Source organism: Paenarthrobacter sp. GQ52, assembly GCF_059759005.1.
Genome location: NZ_JCAXEJ010000017.1, coordinates 83,912 through 101,579, shown reverse-complemented (window position 1 = coordinate 101,579; position 17,668 = coordinate 83,912). Strand labels below are relative to the sequence as shown.

Below are 17,668 nucleotides of genomic sequence, written 5' to 3'. Positions count from 1 at the left end.
TGGGGTCAAGCACGTGGGAGGTGAGCGAGCGTTGGGGTCAAGCACGTGGGAGGTGAGCGAGCGTTTGATTCAAGCACGTGGGAGGTGAGCGAGCGTTGGGGATGAAGGAGTGGGAGAATGGAACCGGTGCCGGGCCGGATGCCCCACCAACCCACAGTGCTAATACAGCGGGGTTCCCTCACCAGGGAGCCTGCGCGAACCACTACGAAATGGATGACCCATGCCCTCGCCCTCAGGCTCCAGTACTTTGAGCAAGCCCGCTCCGCGCTTCGCTTCCATCGGTTCCCCGTATTTCGGCATCATGCTGGCCATCATGGCCGTGGTGCTGATCCTGTCCAACATCGGCGCTTCCAAGGGCGTGGTGATCGGGCCGATTATCACTGACGGCGGGTTCTTCCTCTTCCCGATCGCCTACATCCTGGGGGACGTGATGAGCGAGGTCTACGGTTTCAAGGTGGCGCGCAAAGCCATCATCACTTCGTTCGCGCTCTCGGTGTTCGCATCGCTCTGCTACTGGATCATCATCGTGCTTCCCGGCTTCAGCGACGAGTACGGCACCGCAAAGCAAGCAGCCATCGAAGGTGCTCTGGGCCCGGTTCCGCTGATCGTCCTCGGTTCACTGCTCGCTTTCCTGGCCGGGCAGACCATCAACTCGTGGATCCTGGTGAAGATGAAGGCGCGCACGGGGGAGAAGTCCCTGTGGGCGCGCCTGATGGGCTCGTCCGTGGTGGGCGAATTCGTGGACACCCTGATCTTCTGCACCATCGCGGCGTCGGTCATCGGCATCACGGACTTCGGCTCGTTCCTGAACTACGTCCTGGTTGGCTTCGTCTACAAGACGGCCGTGGAGTTCTTGTTCGTCCCCGTCACCGTGCTGGTGGTTGGTTGGATCAAAAAGCGCGAGCCCAGCTACGGGGTTGCCGCAGCCTAGTCTCGGGCCGAGATCGCCGGAAACGTGTGAGTTCGCCGGAAGTTTCCGCACGCTCACGCACGCTTCCGGCGATCTCGACGCCTACGAGTAGTACCGACCCAGGGTCTCCGCCTTGAACTCGAAGAAGTCCCCGGATTCGATGGCCAGGCGCGCGTCGTCCACCATCTTCACCACGAAGCGCTCGTTATGGATGGAGATCAGGGTTGCCGAGAGCATTTCCTTGGCCTTGAACAGATGGTGGATGTAGGCCCGTGAATAGTTCACGCAGGTGTAGCAGTCGCAGCCGTCCTGCAATGGCCCGAAATCGGTTTTGTACTTGGCCCCGGACAGGTTGAACCGGCCGTACGGGGTGTAGAACGCCGAGTTTCGGGCAACACGCGTGGGGGAGACGCAGTCGAACGTGTCGGCGCCGTTCTCGATGGCCGTGAAGATGTCGTCCGGTTCGGAGATGCCCAACAGGTGCCGCGGCTTGTTTTCGGGCAATTCCTCGTTGCACCAGCGCACAATCGTGCCCAGGTTTTCCTTCTCCAGAGCACCGCCGATCCCGTACCCGTCAAAGGGCATGGCACCCAAATCCTGGCATGCCTTGCGTCGGAGGTCCTCGTATTGGGCGCCCTGGATGACGCCGAACAACGCCTGATACGGCTTGTCCACACGGGATGAAGTCAACGACGCATGCTCCTCCAGGCAGCGCAAAGCCCAGAGCCGCGTCCGTTCCAGCGATTCCTCCTGGTACGCACGCGAGTTCTGCAGCGTTGTGAGCTCGTCGAAGGCGAACATGATGTCCGCGCCGATCTGGTGCTGGACCTGCATGGAGATCTCGGGGGAGAAGCGGTGCCGGTCTCCGTTCAGGTGCGATTTGAACCAGACACCGTCGTCGTCAATGTGTGCCAGCCGCTCCTTGCCGGGCGCTACTGCGTCATCCGGACCGGAGCTGTCCACGTTCTTCATATCGATGACCTTCTTGAACCCCGAGCCCAGGCTCATCACCTGGAATCCGCCGGAGTCGGTGAATGTCGGCCCCGCCCAGTTCATGAACGCGCCAAGCCCGCCAGCGGCGTCGAGAATCTCCGGCCCCGGCTGTAGGTACAGATGGTAGGCGTTGGCAAGCACAGCCTGCGCACCGAGCTCGGCGATGGACTCCGGCAGCACCGCCTTCACGGTTGCCTTGGTCCCGACGGCGATGAACGCGGGCGTCTGGATGGTCCCGTGCGGTGTGGTGATGGTTCCGGTTCGGCCTAGGAAAGCGCCGCCGTTGGCGTCTACCTGAGCGTCCGACGGCGGGCACGTTTCCGTGAGGCGCTTACCCACCGAGAAGGAGAACTCGGATTGCCGGGCAGTCAGCCCTGGCAACCCGGGGAGCGCAGGCGGAGTGGAAGCCGGAACAGCAGAAGGATCGGACAAAGACGCAGAAGCAGGAAGGGAAGCTGGCACGCTACCAAGTGTGCCAGCTTTACCGCGGGTAACCTGCCGAAAAACCCCTACGAACCGTAGCTCTCAGCCTTCCACTTGTCCCACGAGGACCGGATGTCCGCCAAGGTGTGGGCCCCCAAATCGTAGGTGGAGGCAATCACCATGGAACCGCCGTCGGGCCTTTTCTCCGGAATCGGCAGTTGCTCAGCGACGATCAGCAGCCCGTCGCCGTGCTCGGCGTAGCTGTGGACGGTGAGGCCCACCTGGTGCCGGCTCTTGAACCAGACCTTGCCGGAGATCTTCTCACCCGTGGCAAGCGTGAGCGAGTATTCCTCTCCAACAGGCGGTAAATCCCCGAGCCCCAGCTTCTCAATCGCCGGCCCGCCTTTACCCGGCAGGGAGATGAAATGGGTCCGCCGGTGTCCGTGGGGGTGCCGTTCCAGCGCGAACCGCAGCTGATGCAGGAACGTGAGCCAACCCTGAGTGATGTCCTCATCCCACTCGGCCCATTCCGAGTTGTGATCGAGGGCGGCCCTGGTGACCCGCACTTCCGTGCCACCGGACACCGGATGGAGCTCAAAGACGTCACCGCCGTTGACGGTCAGGCTCGTGTGATCGGGCCCCTCCACCACATCGGTGTTGAAGTAGATCTGTTTGATTTCGTCGGCGAGATCGTCGGCTTCCCAGCCGTGCCATTGAGCCACCAACGACGGTTCACGCAGCATTGTCCAAACCTGCTGCGCGTCGGCATTAACCACAACGCTCAGATTGTTCGTCATGGCCCCGAATCTACCGCCGTTGGCGCCCACATAACAGGTCTTGATATTCCCTAAAAATCGGTACAGGGGAAGCTAGGCGCGCACCGACTCAAGTTCATTGCCGATTCGCCGGGCCAGCTCGTCCTCGTCGATGGTCTTCGATCCACCGTGGGCACGCAGGAACATCAGCGCCTCGAGCCGGAGGAACCGCCATTCACGCTCAGCTTCGTGATTCCCGTTGTCGATTGCGCGGAAGATTTCCTTGTCGTACAGGTTGGGTTCGTTCAGCGAACGCTGCCTGACCCGGGCATTGATCCGGGCCTTGAAGGGGTCTTCTTCCTGCGACTCGGGGGCGCGCAACAATTTTTCGTAAACAGCGGCGCGCTCGGCTTGTCCGGCTTCGCGGCAAATGAAACTGGATAGCGCCAAGGCACGTTCGATCGATGCCCAGCGGTCCAGGTTGCCGTCAAAGGGCAGCACGTTCAGCAAATCGGCGACTGCCAAAGCGTGGTCCGGATCGCGCAGCACAATGCAGAGATCGAAGGCGAGGTCGCTGAGGTCCCGCAGGCAGCTTCCCGACTTGGTATTGATGCCTTTCGCGAGGCGATCCGCCAGGACCTGCACACCGTTCTTACCCTTGTGGTTGGCTGCCGCAGCACGAACCACGGCTTCCGGTGTGCCGTCAGGCTCAGGGATGAGGGCCAGCTCCTCAGCGCTGGGACCGGTGTGCGTCGGCGGCGTTTCCGGGCGGGGAGGAACGACGACGGCGGGACCCGCGGGAGCGTCGGCGTCGCCTCCTGCCGGGGTGCTTGAGTCCGAGGTGCTGGAGTCAGGGGTGCTTTCGTCCGCGGCGCTGGAGACGGAGCCGTCGGAGTCAACCGGAACTCCGCCACCCACAGGAACACTGGACCCTACAGCGATCCGCAACGTGCCGCCGTCGACCATTGTCACCAGCAGCAACGCAGCCACGCCGTAATCGTCGTTTTCCACCTCAACGGCGGCAATTTCCTCGGCCGGCCCGTCACCGGGCGGGAACACAAAATCCCCGGGCCGCAGGTCCCCAGCCTGCTTTTCCATGTATTGCTGTGTGGCTGGGCTGTGAGTCATCGGAAGTCCTTTGGTTCTCGTGGGGTCCGCCGTCCAGTCTACAAAGACCAGCTGGCGCAGGGGTCGGGACCCGCTAGAGAACGATGCCCGAGAAAGCCAGGGCCTGCCGGACGAGGTTCCCGCGGCCGCCGTCGAATTCCTGCTGGACGTTCTCGCTCAGCACCTCTTGCGGTGTCATCCACGTGAGTTCCAAAGCGTCCTGGCGGGGTTCGCATTCGCCGGTCACGGGGATGATGTAGGCCAGGGAAACGGCGTGCTGGCGGTCATCCGTGAAGCCTGTCTGAGACGGAGCCGGGAAATATTCGGCCACCGTGAAGGGAACAGGGCTGATGGGCAACTGCGGGAAAGCCAGGGGGCCGAGGTCCTTTTCCATGTGCCGTAGGAGCGCTGCACGAATGGTTTCCCGGTAGAGAACACGGCCGGACACAAGGTAGCGGACCATGTTTCCGTCGGCGTCGCCCTGAAGGAGGGTGCCCACTTCGTTCACATAACCGAGCGGATCCAACCTGACCGGAACGGCCTCCACGTAGACCATGGGGAGGCGGCCGCGGGCTTCGAAGAGGTCTTCATCTGAAAGCCAGCCTGGATACGGGTCGGGTGTACGTACGCTCATGGTTAAGTTCTACCGCATCCCCAGCCGAACTTCCTTGGCAGCGGCGCCGTGGCTGCGGCGTTACGCTCTCGGCTGTATTACGCGGCCGTGACTGGTGACTTCTCCACCACAATCGACGCCGGTGCCGCGCCGCTCACAGCATCCGGGTTGGCGACGTACAGGACGTCTTCGGTGATCCTGGCCTCGATGTCCGCAGCCTTGAGGCGCTCAAGCAGTGGTTCCAACTCGCCGTCGTACTCAAACGCGAGGTCCCCGTTGGTGGCGTCCGCGCCTTGAATAATCTGGAGGATTCCGCCGTTCTTGGTGGTGAACGTGGCCGATTCGTCGTCTTCTGTGCGCTGCAGGGCGCCGATGTTGCGGAGAACATTTGCGGAGAATGCCACCAAGGGGCTGACCCACGTTGCTACCACCGTGAGTGCTGGGTCTGCATCGCTTGACGTGGCCCAGCTGCCATCCGCTGCCCGTGACGCGGGGAAAGCAAAAAACTCGAAACCGTCGTCGGCCGAGATACGCGCCGTGGGCCCGTAGGAGGCTTCGTGGAGTTCTGCCTGGGTGCCGTCTTCCTCGGTGCGGCGTGCGAATTCCTCCAGGTTTCCCACCTCCACGCTGAAGATGGTGTAGGCATCAAGGGGGTGGCCGTGCTCCAGGCGACCCAACGCGACGCGACCCGAACCGGCGTCGAACTCCTGCCAGTCGCCGTCGTCCACCGTCTTCGCCAAACCCAGCGCCTGCAGCAGCGTGGCCCACTGCTCAAAGTGCGATGTGTAATGGATGGGGCGGGCTCGCAACATTGGTCCTCCTGGGCTGGGTCCTCGCGGTTCGGGCGTCCGCTCCCAGCCTATGCCGCGTGGCCCTGCCGGGCACGGTGCGTTTCACAGGAGAATGAACCCATGCCCATTGAACTTGAGGAACTTCTTGTCGCAGACGGCGCCGCCTGGCGCTCCTGGCTTTCGGAGCATGCCGCTGAGAGTCCCGGCGTGTGGCTGATCCTGCACAAGAAGGGCGGCAGCATCACTGAGTTGGACTACGACGCCGCCCTGGACGAGGCCCTGTGCTTCGGCTGGATTGACGGCCAAGCGAAGAGCCGCGACGCCGAAAGCTACTTCCAGCGAATGACGCCCCGCGGCCGCAGGAGCATCTGGTCAGCGCGGAATGTGGGGCACATTGCGCGACTGGAATCCGAGGGCAAAATGACCGATGCCGGGCGGGCTGCCGTCGAGGCCGCAAAAGCTGACGGACGCTGGGAAGCCGCCTACGCCGGGCCAGCCGATTCCGTGGTTCCGGATGACCTCGCGGCAGCCATCGCCGCAGTCCCGGAGGCCCAGGCGATGTTCGATTGCCTGACCTCGCAGAACCGCTTCGCCCTCATTCACCGCACCAACGGGGTTAAACGGGCAGACACCCGCGCTCGCAAGATCGCCGGTTTCGTGGAGATGCTTGCCCGCCATGAGGCCCCATACCCGCAAAGGAAGCGTCCCCTTTCCAGCGACAGCTAGAGCGTGGCGGCAGCTTCCAACGCCATCCAAGCTTGAAGCTGAGTGGAAAGCTCGACGGCGGCCCCCACCGGATATGTTTCGCGCGCCGGTCGCTGGGGGTCGAAAGAGAACACGATGGCTGGAGTTCCCCTGCGGCCCTTGGCCTGGTTCGGGTCCTCGCGGCGCCCGGCCCAGAACGCTTCGGCTGTGCTGCGAACCAAGGACCTGGCCGTTTCCCTGGTTGTGGCCGGGAGTCTGGCGTCCCGGGCTGCCAGAGCGAGATAGCGGAGCAGGATGCCGGTGAAAAGGCCACCATCGCCCGTCCCGTCACCGCGGATGACCTGCGTGCCGGGCAGTGTCAGCTCGCGTTTCACGGCGTCCACAAGCAGGACGGCCCTGCGCAGGTTGTCATCACCGCCCAGCTCCAGCAAAGCACCCAGGACAGGGCCCTGGTTATAGGTGTAAATGGCCTCATCCACCACCACCTTGCCCTGACTCATCCGAAGCCCGTCCCGATACACGCCACGGTCCGGGTGGAGGAGCTTGCTGTTGAGCCAGTCCACCAACTTCTGTGCGCGCTCTGCGTGGTCGGTCCGGGCGTAGTACAGGGCCACCGGGGCGGTGGCAGGCGTGTTCTTGAAGTCCCGTTTGGTACTCCAGAAGGTGCCGCCACCAAAATCGTCTGTTGACGCCGAATCGAACTGCAACGTCAGGCTCTTGCGGACATAAGCGTTGCGCCGCCGACCAGGTTTCCTGGTCTCCTCCGCCAGCTTCTCCAGACGCAGCGTGGCGAGTGCCAGCCACGCCATGTCGTCGTAGTAGTCGTTGACGAAGCGCAGCAGATTCCGCAACCGGATTGTGGTGACCAGCCGCGAAGCGAGCCGACCCGCGCTCGGGCGGGAGTCGCCGTCGAACTTTGTTTTGCTCGCGAGTTCACGGCGGCCGGCGTCCACCAGGCAGTCGACGTAATGCGCCTGCCACCAGTAGTGCCAAGGGCCGGAGAGACTGTTGATGGTGCGGCTGGGAAGGCTCACTGCACCTATGTGCGTACCTGGAAGGAACAGCAGGCGCCTGCCGAAGCTTCGGGTCACTGATCGGGCAGCCTGATTGGCACGCGCCGCCCACTCGGTGGCGTCTGTGGAGGGGGCAGGCTTCCCGGCTGGATCGATCTGACTGGACATGCAATTAGCCTAACCGGGCCGGGGAATTCGCCTTTCAGGGCGGGCAGTGTGCGCTTCCCCACAATTCCAGTTAACATGCATTAACGGATTTGGGTCTGCATCAAGGAGGATGAATGGACATCAAGGGCACGGTCGCGCTGGTAACCGGCGGGGCATCAGGGCTGGGGGCCGCTACCGCGAAGCGCTTGTTCGACGCCGGAGCCTCGGTGGTCCTGGTGGATCTGCCGCAATCGGCTGGTGACGCATATGCGGCCGATCTGAATGCGACACGTTCGGGTGAGGGGGAGCCAGGTCCACGTGCTGTCTTTGCTCCCGCAGACGTCACCAACGAATCCCAAGTCCAGGCCGCCGTCGATGCCGCCGTAGCTTTGGGACCGCTCCGGATAGTCGTCAATTGCGCAGGCATCGCAACGCCGGGGAAAGTCCTTGGCCGCGAAGGCGTACTGCCCCTGGAGAACTTCAACAAGGTCATTCAGATCAACCTTGTGGGCACCTTCAACGTGACCCGCTTGGCCGCTGCTGCCATGGTGGAAACCGAACCCGTCTCCACGGAACTGGGTGGGCCCGAACGGGGCGTCATCATCAACACTGCCTCCGTGGCCGCCTTTGAAGGCCAGATCGGCCAGCCAGCCTACGCCGCATCCAAGGGTGCTGTAGCAGCCATGACGCTCCCCTTGGCGCGGGAGTTCGCGCGTTCATTGATTCGCGTAGCAACCATCGCCCCTGGCATCTTTGAAACGCCCATGATGGCCGGACTTCCCCAAGCGGCCCAGGACTCACTTGGACAGCAGGTCCCGCATCCCGCACGCCTGGGCCGTGCCTCGGAGTACGCAAACCTGGCGGCCCACATCGTGGAAAACGCCATGCTCAACGGGGAGACCATCCGACTCGATGGCGCCATCCGTATGGGACTCAAATAATGGGCGATTACAACGGCATTCCGGGGTCCTTACCTGGAACGGTTGTGCCCGGTTCGGGCGGGCCAGGCCCGTCGTCCGTGGCGGACCTTCCCACGGCTGACTTCTTCGACTTCGAATCCCTGCTCAGCGTCCAGGAGCAACGGAAACTCAACGAACTCCGGGCTTTCCTTGCCTCCGAGATCGCACCATACGCCGGGCAGTGGTGGGAGAAAGCAGAGTTCCCCGAACACATCCTCCCTAAGCTCGTGGCCCTCCGGCTCAGCGCGCCCGCCCAGCGCGGATATACCCACCTTTTCGCCGGCCTGGTCATAGCCGAGATGACACGCGTCGACACCTCGATCGCGACGTTCTTCATGGTTCATCACGACCTCTTCGTGGAGTCGCTGTACGACTTTGGCAGCGACGCCCAGCAGGACCGCTACCTCGACGACGCCTCCAACCTCCGCACTACCGGCGCCTTCGCGCTTACGGAACCGGATCACGGCTCCGACGTCGCCGGCGGCATGGAGACCACTGCCCGCCGTGTTGAGCGGGCAGATTCCGACGGCGGCGATTACTGGGTGATTAACGGCGCCAAACGCTGGATTGGGAACGGGACGTTCTGCGACTACATGTTGGTGTGGGCCAAGGACGAAACAGACGGCGCCGTGCGTGCCTTCATCGTTGACGCATCCTTGCCGGGCATCACGCGGAGCCGCATCGAGAACAAGATTGCCCTGCGGACCGTGCAGAACGCCGACATCGTGTTTGTGGACGTGGAGGTAGCTGAGGCAGATCGCTTCGCCGGCATCAGCAGCTTCGTGGACACCAACCACCTACTCCGTGGCTCCCGCATCATGGTGGCCTGGCAGGCCGTTGGCCAACAACTGGCCGCCTTCGACGTCGCCCGGCAGTACGCCGTCGAACGCATGCAGTTCGGTAAGCCGCTGGCCAAATTCCAGCTCATTCAGCAACACCTCGTGGACATGCTGGGAAACGCGGTGGCCAGTATGGGGATGATGGTCCGAATAGCGCAACTGCAGGAGGACATCTTCACCGATGCGCAAGGAGTGCGGCACGGAGGCGCAGAGATGGCGCAGGTGGCGCTTGCCAAGGCCTACTGCAGCGCAAGGATGCGGGAAACCGTGGCGTTGGGCAGGTCAATCCTGGGCGGGAACGGAATCGTTACCGATTACCGCATCGCGAAGATCTTCGCCGACGCCGAAGCCATCTACACGTACGAAGGCTCCTACGAAATCAACTCGCTGATCGTTGGCCGTGCAGTCACAGGGGTTTCCGCCATCGCCTAGACCGCCGGCTGTCCGGGAGCTAGTCCTGCGGAAGCTTCTCTCCGGCTTCCACCCGAACATCGATTGAATTGCCCCGGACAGGCATTGGGCAGGTGCCGTACGGAGTGAATGCACTCGGGTAGTTGATGGCGCGGTTGAAGTCGATCACCACGGACCCGTCGGGCCGGGGCCGGGGGATGAACACCTTGCGCCATTCGTCCGTGGTCTCTCCGTTGGTTTCATCGTGGAAGGTTACGTTGAGCGCGCCCAGCTTCTCCTCCTCAGCGTGCAACCGGATTTCGTGGGGAACACCCGGTACCCGGAACGCCACTTCGCCCACTGACCGGTGGACACCGTCCACCAAGGGGTTCGCCGTGCCGATGGGCACGTCCTTTGGCTCATCGTAGGATTCAAACCGGCCCTCGATAACCCAGGCGGGGTTGTATTCGTAGGTGGGGACACCTTTGAACCCAGTCAATACGGGGGAGTTGTTGTCGCGGGTGCGAACAGCGTACTTGTCGGCGCGCATGGCGAGTTCCACAACTACTTGCTTGCCGTCCTTGCCTCCAAACTGCACCCACATGAGCGACTCTTCGTCCTGAAGTGTGGCCGAGATGGTCCCGTCGACGCTCTGTCCCGTCTCCACGAGCGTGAGCCCATCCGCAGCGCTCGCCGTCAGGAAAGCTGTGGTGCCGTCGGTGGACCACAGGCCAGGGATGAGTTCGACCTCGGAAGGTTCGGCCTCAAGCCATTGGAAAGATGTGAGCGTCAGCCAGCCGTGTTCGGTGGCAAGAGCTGCATTTCGACCTGCACGGAACCGCTCCCAACGGGCGAGTTGGGCGTCGGTTGCGGTGGTGGGCGAGCTCATGGTTCTCCTCGGCGGGTTTGCGTCAGTTCGTGGCGGTTGCACTTGCCTCAACTATGCGCCGGGCTGGGGCATTCCCCGAATTCTCCGCGAACCGGGCTGGTCCCAGCTATCTTGGATCGGCTCGCGCTGGCCCTGATTCATGCCAGCGCGAGCCGGGATTGATGGACGGAAACGATGGGCCGCTCACGACGTGCCCAACCCATCGTCGCCGTCTTGGCTATTGCGGTCGGATTCTTAGTGCGACCGCTGCCCGTACTTCCGGGCACCTGCAAAGGCAAACAGGGATCCCGCGGCCAGAAGCGCCGCAGCAATGAAGATGAACCCCTGCCCCTGGGCTCCGGTGTTGGCCAGCTGCTCAGGGCTATCCGCCTCTGTGGGTTCCGCAGGTTCCTCGGGAATCGCTACGACAATGGGATGGGTGATGCTCGGGCTCGGTTCCGGAGTTGCGGGGGGTGTGCTGATGCTCGGAGTTGTGCTCGGACTCGGAGTGGGCGTCGCGGGTGCTGTGCTCGGGCTCGGAGTCGGAGTCGGCGTCGGAGTCGGCGTCGGAGTCGGCGTTGCGGGTGCTGTGCTCGGGCTCGGAGTGGGTGTTGGGGTCGTATCGACCGTTCCGTCGCCCGTTCCGCTCGCGACGCTTCGACGCGTCTCGGCACCAACGGGGTGCTGTTCGCCCGAGATGTTGACTGTTCCGTTGTTCTCGTAGACATCCAAGGAAGAGTCGGTCACCGTTGTGACCACGAAGAGCTCCACGTGCTCGCCTTCCGGAAGCCCGTGCCAACTTACTGTCAGCGACTGCGGGGTGCACTCGATGGTTGCCGGATATTGCTCATCATCGAATGGCTCAACAATGTTGCCGGCGGCGCTCACGACCTTGCCAACGCGGGGTGTAACTTGGCTGCAATCGATTTCCATGCCGGCCGCAGGGATGTCCGTCACCACAACATCGTTGGTTTCGAAGGCCATGGGCGGCATGTAGAAGATCGACTCCAGTTTCGTCTGGGCGGGGTCTGCCCACCACATCGACTTTCCGGCAGACGTTGGCACGCCCGGGGTGCAATTCTCTGTGCAGGGTTCAGTGGTCACGGGAACCCGAACCACGCTGTCACCAACAACGAAGTTCAGCTCCTCTGTTCCTCCGCCTGTGAGCTCAAGCGCGTACTGGGTAGTGAAGGAACACTTTCCGCCAACGTTCAGGGGATGCGAAGAGACGAAATCGGTCAGGGTGAAGACCACCAGCCCGGCGCTATTCGCGGCTGCGGTGGCAACTGTGCGGCCAGCCGGGTTCTTCAGGTCAAAGGTAGTGTCGCCAAACCAGCGCAGTTCAGCGGGGAGTCGCAGACTGAAGGTGTCCCCGGGTTGCGATTTGTCGGGGACGGACCATTCACATTTCACATCCACTTGGTCCCATTGCTTGGTAACTACTGATTCCGTGCTGATGGTGATCTCCGCTTCCGGAATATTTGCCGCAGTGGCCGGAAGGGCGGTCAGCCCCAAGCCCAAGACAGCCATGACAGCGGCCAGCAGCGCAGTCACCAGCGACACGGTTTTTAGATGGATCTGATTGTTCATTTTCTGGATGGTCCTTCGAATCCTTGGGTGTTGTGTTCCGTCACAGGGTGAGTGTTGGCAGCGGAAGGTTCGTGACGTTGCAGCGGGTAAAGCACCATGCGCGCAGGGCTCAGCGTCCCGTCCCCCAAAGCCTCCAGCACGGCCTTGCATCCCAGTAGCCGGGACAGGCTGCGTTCTCCAAGGGGGAAAAGGATATGGACAGCAGAATTTTGGTACATGGCCATGGATCCGGTTCCGTGCAACTGTCCTTTGACGGCTTCCCCGAGCCGGGCAAGGAGTGTCCAGCAGTGTCCGCGGTTATGGCGGGGGCCGGGCAGCCGGATGATCGCCAGGGCATGCGAACCCGTGGACTCCGGCCCTAACGTGGATACCTCGTGGATCCGTCGCTGAAAGTGCGCGTGGGTGACCAAGCCTGTGTAGACATCGGTGCATGAGAGGGGGGCGGCTGTTTCTGCGACCTCCGCCCAGCCTTCCGCCAGTGATTGAAGGGCGTCGATGTCGACGGGCTGTTCCGCAGCCAGAAACAACGCACGGAAATCGCTCATGGTCTCATTGATGCCCACGCCATTCGTGGCGCGGGCCGCTCCGAGTAATTTGGCCCTGCCGGCCGGTATCGCTGTGCCGGTGGCGAGCGACGTTACGATTGTCCGGACCTCAGGCACGAACCAATCCGCCCCGAAGCGCCACCCCATCTTGTAACTGGCCGTTTGCCATCTTCGCTGCAATAGATACCGTACGCACATTCGGCGAATGATTTGGTCCGGAACAAGGTCATATCCGAATAGTGCGCTGAACAGACGGTTCGTGACGAAGTGCTTTCCCCAAGCTTTGATAAAGACTATGTAGAAAAACGCGTCACGACTTGCCTCTACCCCCCACTCCATATACATGGGCAGGGTTCTTTACGGTTTGGGGATGCCATAGATGGCACAGAGTTCACACGCAGGCAGCAAATTAAAAATCGACGACGATGGGCGTCTTATTGAGTTGGTCCGGGGCGGAGATATGTCCGCGTTCGATGGTCTCTATGAGCGACACGTGTCCATTGCATCCACCGTTGCCCGACGCAACGTGGACAATCCAAGCGATGCCGAGGATGTAGTGGCCGAGGCCTTTCAAGCTGTGCTGCAAGGCCTCGTGGCTGGGAGAGGGCCCGATACATTCTTTCGGGCCTACCTGTTATCCACAGTTACCAGGTTGTCCCATCAACGGAACCGAAAAGCCGGCAAGGTCCTGCCCAGCGGTGATGATTCTGTTCTGGATCACGCCTTGGCCGATTCAGACGCCGCCATCAATGCTTTCGAGTCGCGCACGGTGGCCAAAGCCTTCCGCACCTTGCCGGAACGGTGGCAGGCGGTGCTGTGGTACTTGGACGTGGAACGCATGAAACCTGCAGCCGTTGCACCCATTCTGGGGCTTTCTCCCAATGCTGTTTCTGCGCTCGCCCTCCGTGCGCGCGAAGGCCTCAGGAGGCAATACCTGCAGTGCCATATCGCAGAGCAGGCCGATGGCAGGTGTTCCGAGTTCGCTTCGAAACTCGGCAACTTCATCCGCGGTGGACTGTCAGCAGCCACCGAGCGCAAGGTTAGGGATCACCTGAATGGCTGCTCTACATGTACGGCCGCCCTCGCCGAACTGAAGGACGTTCAAGGGAGCATGCGAGCCGTGCTCCTTCCCATGGTTACGGGTGTTCCCATCACGATCTGGGCGGGAAAAAGCGCGGGGCTGGGCGTTTTCGGCGCGGTTTTTCCCGCTAAAGCTGCACTGATCGCACCAGCGCTCGCTCAACCGATAGTCCTGGCCGTCGTCGCGGCAGCCGGGGTGGGGCTTGTGTTGGGGTCCATAGGAATAGTTGATCACCTGACTCCGGAGACGTATTCGCAGCAGCGCGCTCTGCAGACTGGCAGTCCACCATGGGAAAGTGAACCGGCGACGCCCACCGCTACATCGACGCCAAGCAGCACACCAGGCCCTGCATCTTCCGCTCCGGCAGAGTTGCCTCCGGTCCCGGAGGAATTGCTACCAACCACGGTGGAGGTACCTTCAGGGACGCAAGCACCCACGCTGCCCATACAGGAGGAGCCCGCACAGAATAAAACCGCAGAGCCCTCCGCCACACCTTCCCCGGTTGCACCACCAGCCCCCACACCGGCTCCCGCACTTGCTGCAGGCCCGAGGACCGCCGTTCCGGCGGATGTGCAGGGCTCTGTGCGGCAATACTCAGGCCGGGATGCCGCGAACATCACCATGGAAATCGACTTCCAAGTCTCAGGTGCAAACCCCTTGGGTAGCGGCAAAGCGGTATTTTCGGTGGCCGCGGATGCATGGATAGTGGAAGGTTCCCTTCAAGCGCCGGTTGGATGGACCTGCGCGCTGGAGAGCCGGCGCGTTGCTATCTGTGCCAGCAGCTCTGTGCAGCGGGGTGATCTTCAATTCCGTGTACTGACCGACTCCAAGGGCAATAAGAAAAACCGCGAACTGAGCTACACCTTGAGTGGCCCGGGGTTGGCTCCTAACAAGTTCTCCTACAACTACTGACATCGGGACTCTGGCTGGGGAAGGCGATGCCAAAATCTGAGACACATTCTTTTGTTGAGTTCCGTGCGGGTAAGATCCCGTAGGAAACATTAGTAATCCGGCTCACAGTATCCAGCGCAGTGTACGGGCCAAACCAGATCCCGAAGGTAAGTATCAATGGTTCACACTGCCCATCAAGACACCGATCTCGCAGCCGAACTGCGTGCCGACGTGCGACGCGTATCCACGCTTCTCGGCGAGTCCCTGGTCCGACAACACGGTCCGGAACTGCTCCAGCTTGTGGAGCAGGTCCGCTTGCTGACCAAGGAGTCCAAGGAAGCCGCACGGGGCGGCGCAGATGCCACCGGCCCTTGGAGCGCGCACGACGTCGTTGCTCAGGTCCGCGAGTTGCTCGCCTCCCTGCCGCTGGACCAGGCGACCGACTTGGTCCGTGCCTTTGCGTTCTACTTCCACCTCAGCAACGCGGCCGAACAGGTACATCGCGTTCGTGGACTGCGTACCCGGCAGGAAAAGGACGGCTGGCTGGCAAAAGCAGTCTCGGAGATAGCCGGCCAAGCGGGCCCGCAGGTCCTGCAGGATGTGATCAACGAACTCGACGTCCGGCCCATTTTCACGGCGCACCCTACCGAGGCATCACGTCGCTCAGTGTTGGATAAGGTCCGCAAACTATCGGACGTCCTTGCTGAGCCAACCACGGAGGGGACTTCGGCGCGGCGCCGCCAAGACCGGCAACTAGCCGAGATCATCGACCAAATGTGGCAGACCGACGAGCTCCGCCAGGTCCGCCCCACTCCTGTAGATGAGGCTCGGAACGCCATCTACTACTTGAACAGCATCTTGACCGATGCAATGCCGGAAATGCTGACCGACCTTTCAGAACTCCTGGCCGAGCATGGCGTCACGCTCCCGGCCGCCGCTGCACCCTTGAAGTTTGGTTCGTGGATTGGTGGCGACCGTGACGGCAACCCGAACGTCACTGCTGCTGTCACCAGGGAAATCCTGCAGTTGCAGAACCAAAATGCTGTCCGGATCAGCATTGCCCTCATCGACGAACTCATCTCAGTGCTCTCCAACTCGACAGCACTATTTGGGGCCGACCAAGAGCTGTTGGATTCGATCGCTGAGGATCTCAAGAACCTCCCCGGACTGGACAAGCGCATCCTTGAGCTGAACGCGCAGGAGCCCTACAGGCTCAAGCTGACCTGCATCAAGGCCAAGCTCATCAACACCGGTCGCCGTATTTCAGCTTCCACCTATCACGAGCCGGGCCGTGACTACGCCACCACTCCTGAGTTGCTTGCGGAGTTTGGGCTGCTTGAGGCCTCGCTGCGGAACCATTCCGCCGCATTGGTGGCAGACGGGGCCCTGGCCCGCGTCCGCAGGGCAATCGCTGCCTTTGGCTTGCACCTGGCAACACTGGATATCCGCGAACACGCCGATTACCACCATGATGCCGTGGGGCAGTTGGTGGACCGGCTCGGCACGGAAAAGCCTTACGGCGAATTGACGCGTGAGGAACGCTTCATGTTCCTTGGGGCCGAGTTGGCTTCCCGCCGGCCGCTGTCCGGCCACCCGATCAAGCTTGAAGGCACTGCGGACGGCACGTACGACGTCTTCCGGAGCATCCGCCAGGCCCTGCACACCTACGGTCCGGACGTCGTGGAGACCTATATCATCTCCATGACCCGTGGTGCCGATGACGTCCTGGCTGCAGCAGTTCTTGCGCGTGAAGCTGGCCTGATCGATCTCTTCAGCGGCAAGCCCCATGCCAAGATCGGGTTCGCTCCGCTTTTGGAAACGGTGGAGGAACTCCGGGCTTCGGCCGAGATCGTGGATCAGTTGCTGTCCGACCCGTCCTACAGGGAACTTGTCCGTCTCCGCGGAGACATTCAGGAGATCATGCTGGGTTACTCCGATTCCAATAAGGAATCCGGCGTCATGACCAGCCAGTGGGAGATCCACAAGACCCAGCGCAAGCTGCGTGACATAGCTGCCAAGCATGGCGTCCGCGTGCGCCTGTTCCACGGCCGCGGAGGATCTGTGGGCCGCGGTGGCGGACCCACCTATGACGCCATCATGGCCCAGCCGAACGGCGTACTTGAAGGCGAGATCAAGTTCACCGAGCAGGGGGAGGTCATTTCGGATAAGTACTCCCTGCCAGAGCTCGCCCGCGAAAACCTGGAACTTTCCCTGGCTGCAGTGATGCAGGGGTCGGCCCTGCACCGTACTCCGCGCACCTCGGATGACGAGCGTGAGCGGTACGCCAATGTCATGGAAACCATTTCGGATGCAGCGTTCGCCCGCTACCGCACATTGATTGACGATCCCCAACTTCCGGCCTACTTCCTCGCTTCTACGCCGGTGGAGCAGCTGGGTTCATTGAACATCGGCTCGCGCCCCTCCAAGCGTCCGGATTCAGGTGCCGGACTCGGTGGCCTGCGGGCAATTCCGTGGGTTTTCGGTTGGACCCAGTCACGCCAGATCGTTCCCGGCTGGTTCGGCGTGGGCTCCGGCTTGAAAGCCGCCCGCGAAGCCGGCGACACCGATCAGCTGCTGGAGATGATGGACCGCTGGCACTTCTTCCGCTCTGTGATCTCCAACGTGGAAATGACCTTGGCCAAGACGGATATGGAAATTGCCGGTCATTACGTTTCGTCGCTGGTCCCGGAGGAACTGCACAGGTTGTTCCACATGATCCGCGACGAGTACGAGCTCACTGTGGCCGAAATCGAACGGCTTACGGGTGAGATTGAGTTGTTGGATGCCCAGCCGACGCTGAAGCGTTCACTCGAAATCCGCGATCAGTACCTGGACCCGATCAGCTACCTGCAAGTAGAGCTGCTCCGCCGTGTGCGCGAGGAGCAGTTGTCCGGGGGCGAGATCGACGAGCGGCTCCAAAGGGCCATGCTCATCACCGTCAACGGTGTAGCTGCAGGCCTGCGCAACACCGGCTAGCAAACCTTCTCTCACATCCCTCGGGATTCCCCGGATGCCTCTCTCACCCGGTGGGAGAGGCATCCGTCCAAG

Annotated in this window: 15 protein-coding genes; 6 read left to right on the top strand and 9 right to left on the bottom strand. The window is 62.0% G+C overall.

Going from position 1 to position 17,668, the window contains the following annotated elements:
• Positions 1–220 precede the first annotated feature (220 nt).
• Complete coding sequence (locus AC6CH8_RS18390; protein ID WP_091465298.1) at positions 221–931, top strand: queuosine precursor transporter; 711 nt, start codon at positions 221–223, stop codon at positions 929–931.
• Positions 932–1,012: 81 nt separating this feature from the next.
• Here AC6CH8_RS18390 and tgt read toward each other — a convergent pair whose 3' ends face one another.
• The 5 genes from tgt to AC6CH8_RS18365 all read right to left on the bottom strand — a co-directional run bounded on the left by tgt (position 1,013) and on the right by AC6CH8_RS18365 (position 5,613).
• Entirely contained in the window at positions 1,013–2,284 is a 1,272-nt protein-coding gene (tgt, locus tag AC6CH8_RS18385; RefSeq protein WP_498191782.1) for a tRNA guanosine(34) transglycosylase Tgt, read from the bottom strand.
• 128 nt (positions 2,285–2,412) lie between these two features.
• Positions 2,413–3,123: an SRPBCC family protein gene (locus tag AC6CH8_RS18380; RefSeq protein WP_091467504.1), complete on the bottom strand. Its 711-nt coding sequence runs from the start codon at positions 3,121–3,123 to the stop codon at positions 2,413–2,415.
• Positions 3,124–3,195: 72 nt separating this feature from the next.
• The gene (locus AC6CH8_RS18375; RefSeq protein ID WP_476112842.1) at positions 3,196–4,209 is read right to left on the bottom strand and encodes a DUF6707 family protein; all 1,014 of its coding nucleotides are present in this window, start codon (positions 4,207–4,209) and stop codon (positions 3,196–3,198) included.
• A gap of 73 nt (positions 4,210–4,282) precedes the next feature.
• Positions 4,283–4,822, bottom strand: a complete 540-nt coding sequence (locus AC6CH8_RS18370; protein WP_091465301.1) for an NUDIX hydrolase family protein — start codon at positions 4,820–4,822, stop codon at positions 4,283–4,285.
• 77 nt (positions 4,823–4,899) lie between these two features.
• Positions 4,900–5,613: a hypothetical protein gene (locus AC6CH8_RS18365; RefSeq protein ID WP_498191778.1), complete on the bottom strand. Its 714-nt coding sequence runs from the start codon at positions 5,611–5,613 to the stop codon at positions 4,900–4,902.
• A gap of 99 nt (positions 5,614–5,712) precedes the next feature.
• On the opposite strand from AC6CH8_RS18365, the gene AC6CH8_RS18360 reads away from it, so the two are divergent.
• Positions 5,713–6,318 (top strand): YdeI/OmpD-associated family protein, encoded by a 606-nt coding sequence (locus AC6CH8_RS18360; protein WP_420180121.1) that lies wholly within the window; start codon positions 5,713–5,715, stop codon positions 6,316–6,318.
• Here the strand turns inward: AC6CH8_RS18360 and AC6CH8_RS18355 are convergent.
• Complete coding sequence (locus AC6CH8_RS18355; RefSeq protein WP_498191777.1) at positions 6,315–7,478, bottom strand: glycoside hydrolase family 76 protein; 1,164 nt, start codon at positions 7,476–7,478, stop codon at positions 6,315–6,317. The genes AC6CH8_RS18360 and AC6CH8_RS18355 overlap by 4 nt on opposite strands.
• Positions 7,479–7,591: 113 nt before the next feature.
• Between AC6CH8_RS18355 and AC6CH8_RS18350 the strand changes: the two genes are divergently transcribed.
• Both AC6CH8_RS18350 and AC6CH8_RS18345 read left to right on the top strand, forming a co-directional pair.
• On the top strand, positions 7,592–8,398 hold the full coding sequence (locus AC6CH8_RS18350) for an SDR family NAD(P)-dependent oxidoreductase (RefSeq protein ID WP_498191776.1): 807 nt from the start codon (positions 7,592–7,594) through the stop codon (positions 8,396–8,398).
• Complete coding sequence (locus tag AC6CH8_RS18345; protein WP_498191775.1) at positions 8,398–9,687, top strand: acyl-CoA dehydrogenase family protein; 1,290 nt, start codon at positions 8,398–8,400, stop codon at positions 9,685–9,687. The genes AC6CH8_RS18350 and AC6CH8_RS18345 overlap by 1 nt, the downstream gene beginning before the upstream one ends.
• Before the next feature lie 19 nt (positions 9,688–9,706).
• On the opposite strand, the gene AC6CH8_RS18340 is transcribed toward AC6CH8_RS18345, so the two are convergent.
• The 3 genes from AC6CH8_RS18340 to AC6CH8_RS18330 all read right to left on the bottom strand — a co-directional run bounded on the left by AC6CH8_RS18340 (position 9,707) and on the right by AC6CH8_RS18330 (position 12,765).
• Positions 9,707–10,534 (bottom strand): DUF1684 domain-containing protein, encoded by an 828-nt coding sequence (locus AC6CH8_RS18340; RefSeq protein ID WP_498191774.1) that lies wholly within the window; start codon positions 10,532–10,534, stop codon positions 9,707–9,709.
• Positions 10,535–10,768: 234 nt separating this feature from the next.
• A complete protein-coding gene (locus AC6CH8_RS18335) occupies positions 10,769–12,103 on the bottom strand; it encodes an Ig-like domain-containing protein (protein WP_498191773.1) in 1,335 nt (444 codons plus the stop codon).
• Entirely contained in the window at positions 12,100–12,765 is a 666-nt protein-coding gene (locus tag AC6CH8_RS18330) for a hypothetical protein (RefSeq protein ID WP_498191772.1), read from the bottom strand. Before AC6CH8_RS18330 ends, AC6CH8_RS18335 begins: the two co-directional genes overlap by 4 nt.
• 262 nt (positions 12,766–13,027) lie before the next feature.
• Between AC6CH8_RS18330 and AC6CH8_RS18325 the strand changes: the two genes are divergently transcribed.
• Positions 13,028–14,641: a sigma-70 family RNA polymerase sigma factor gene (locus AC6CH8_RS18325; RefSeq protein ID WP_498191771.1), complete on the top strand. Its 1,614-nt coding sequence runs from the start codon at positions 13,028–13,030 to the stop codon at positions 14,639–14,641.
• 156 nt (positions 14,642–14,797) lie between these two features.
• Complete coding sequence (gene ppc / locus AC6CH8_RS18320; RefSeq protein WP_420180128.1) at positions 14,798–17,596, top strand: phosphoenolpyruvate carboxylase; 2,799 nt, start codon at positions 14,798–14,800, stop codon at positions 17,594–17,596.
• The last annotated feature ends 72 nt before the right edge of the window (positions 17,597–17,668 follow it).

Excerpts from the sequence above, each read along its gene's own strand:
- AC6CH8_RS18390 (WP_091465298.1), top strand. The coding sequence starts at position 221 with ATGCCCTCGCCCTCAGGCTCCAGTACTTTGAGCAAGCCCGCTCCGCGC.
- AC6CH8_RS18380 (WP_091467504.1), bottom strand. The coding sequence starts at position 3,123 with ATGACGAACAATCTGAGCGTTGTGGTTAATGCCGACGCGCAGCAGGTT.
- AC6CH8_RS18375 (WP_476112842.1), bottom strand. The coding sequence starts at position 4,209 with ATGACTCACAGCCCAGCCACACAGCAATACATGGAAAAGCAGGCTGGG.
- AC6CH8_RS18370 (WP_091465301.1), bottom strand. The coding sequence starts at position 4,822 with ATGAGCGTACGTACACCCGACCCGTATCCAGGCTGGCTTTCAGATGAA.
- AC6CH8_RS18365 (WP_498191778.1), bottom strand. The coding sequence starts at position 5,613 with ATGTTGCGAGCCCGCCCCATCCATTACACATCGCACTTTGAGCAGTGG.
- AC6CH8_RS18360 (WP_420180121.1), top strand. The coding sequence starts at position 5,713 with ATGCCCATTGAACTTGAGGAACTTCTTGTCGCAGACGGCGCCGCCTGG.
- AC6CH8_RS18355 (WP_498191777.1), bottom strand. The coding sequence starts at position 7,478 with ATGTCCAGTCAGATCGATCCAGCCGGGAAGCCTGCCCCCTCCACAGAC.
- AC6CH8_RS18350 (WP_498191776.1), top strand. The coding sequence starts at position 7,592 with ATGGACATCAAGGGCACGGTCGCGCTGGTAACCGGCGGGGCATCAGGG.
- AC6CH8_RS18345 (WP_498191775.1), top strand. The coding sequence starts at position 8,398 with ATGGGCGATTACAACGGCATTCCGGGGTCCTTACCTGGAACGGTTGTG.
- AC6CH8_RS18340 (WP_498191774.1), bottom strand. The coding sequence starts at position 10,534 with ATGAGCTCGCCCACCACCGCAACCGACGCCCAACTCGCCCGTTGGGAG.
- AC6CH8_RS18335 (WP_498191773.1), bottom strand. The coding sequence starts at position 12,103 with ATGAACAATCAGATCCATCTAAAAACCGTGTCGCTGGTGACTGCGCTG.
- AC6CH8_RS18325 (WP_498191771.1), top strand. The coding sequence starts at position 13,028 with ATGGCACAGAGTTCACACGCAGGCAGCAAATTAAAAATCGACGACGAT.
- ppc (WP_420180128.1), top strand. The coding sequence starts at position 14,798 with ATGGTTCACACTGCCCATCAAGACACCGATCTCGCAGCCGAACTGCGT.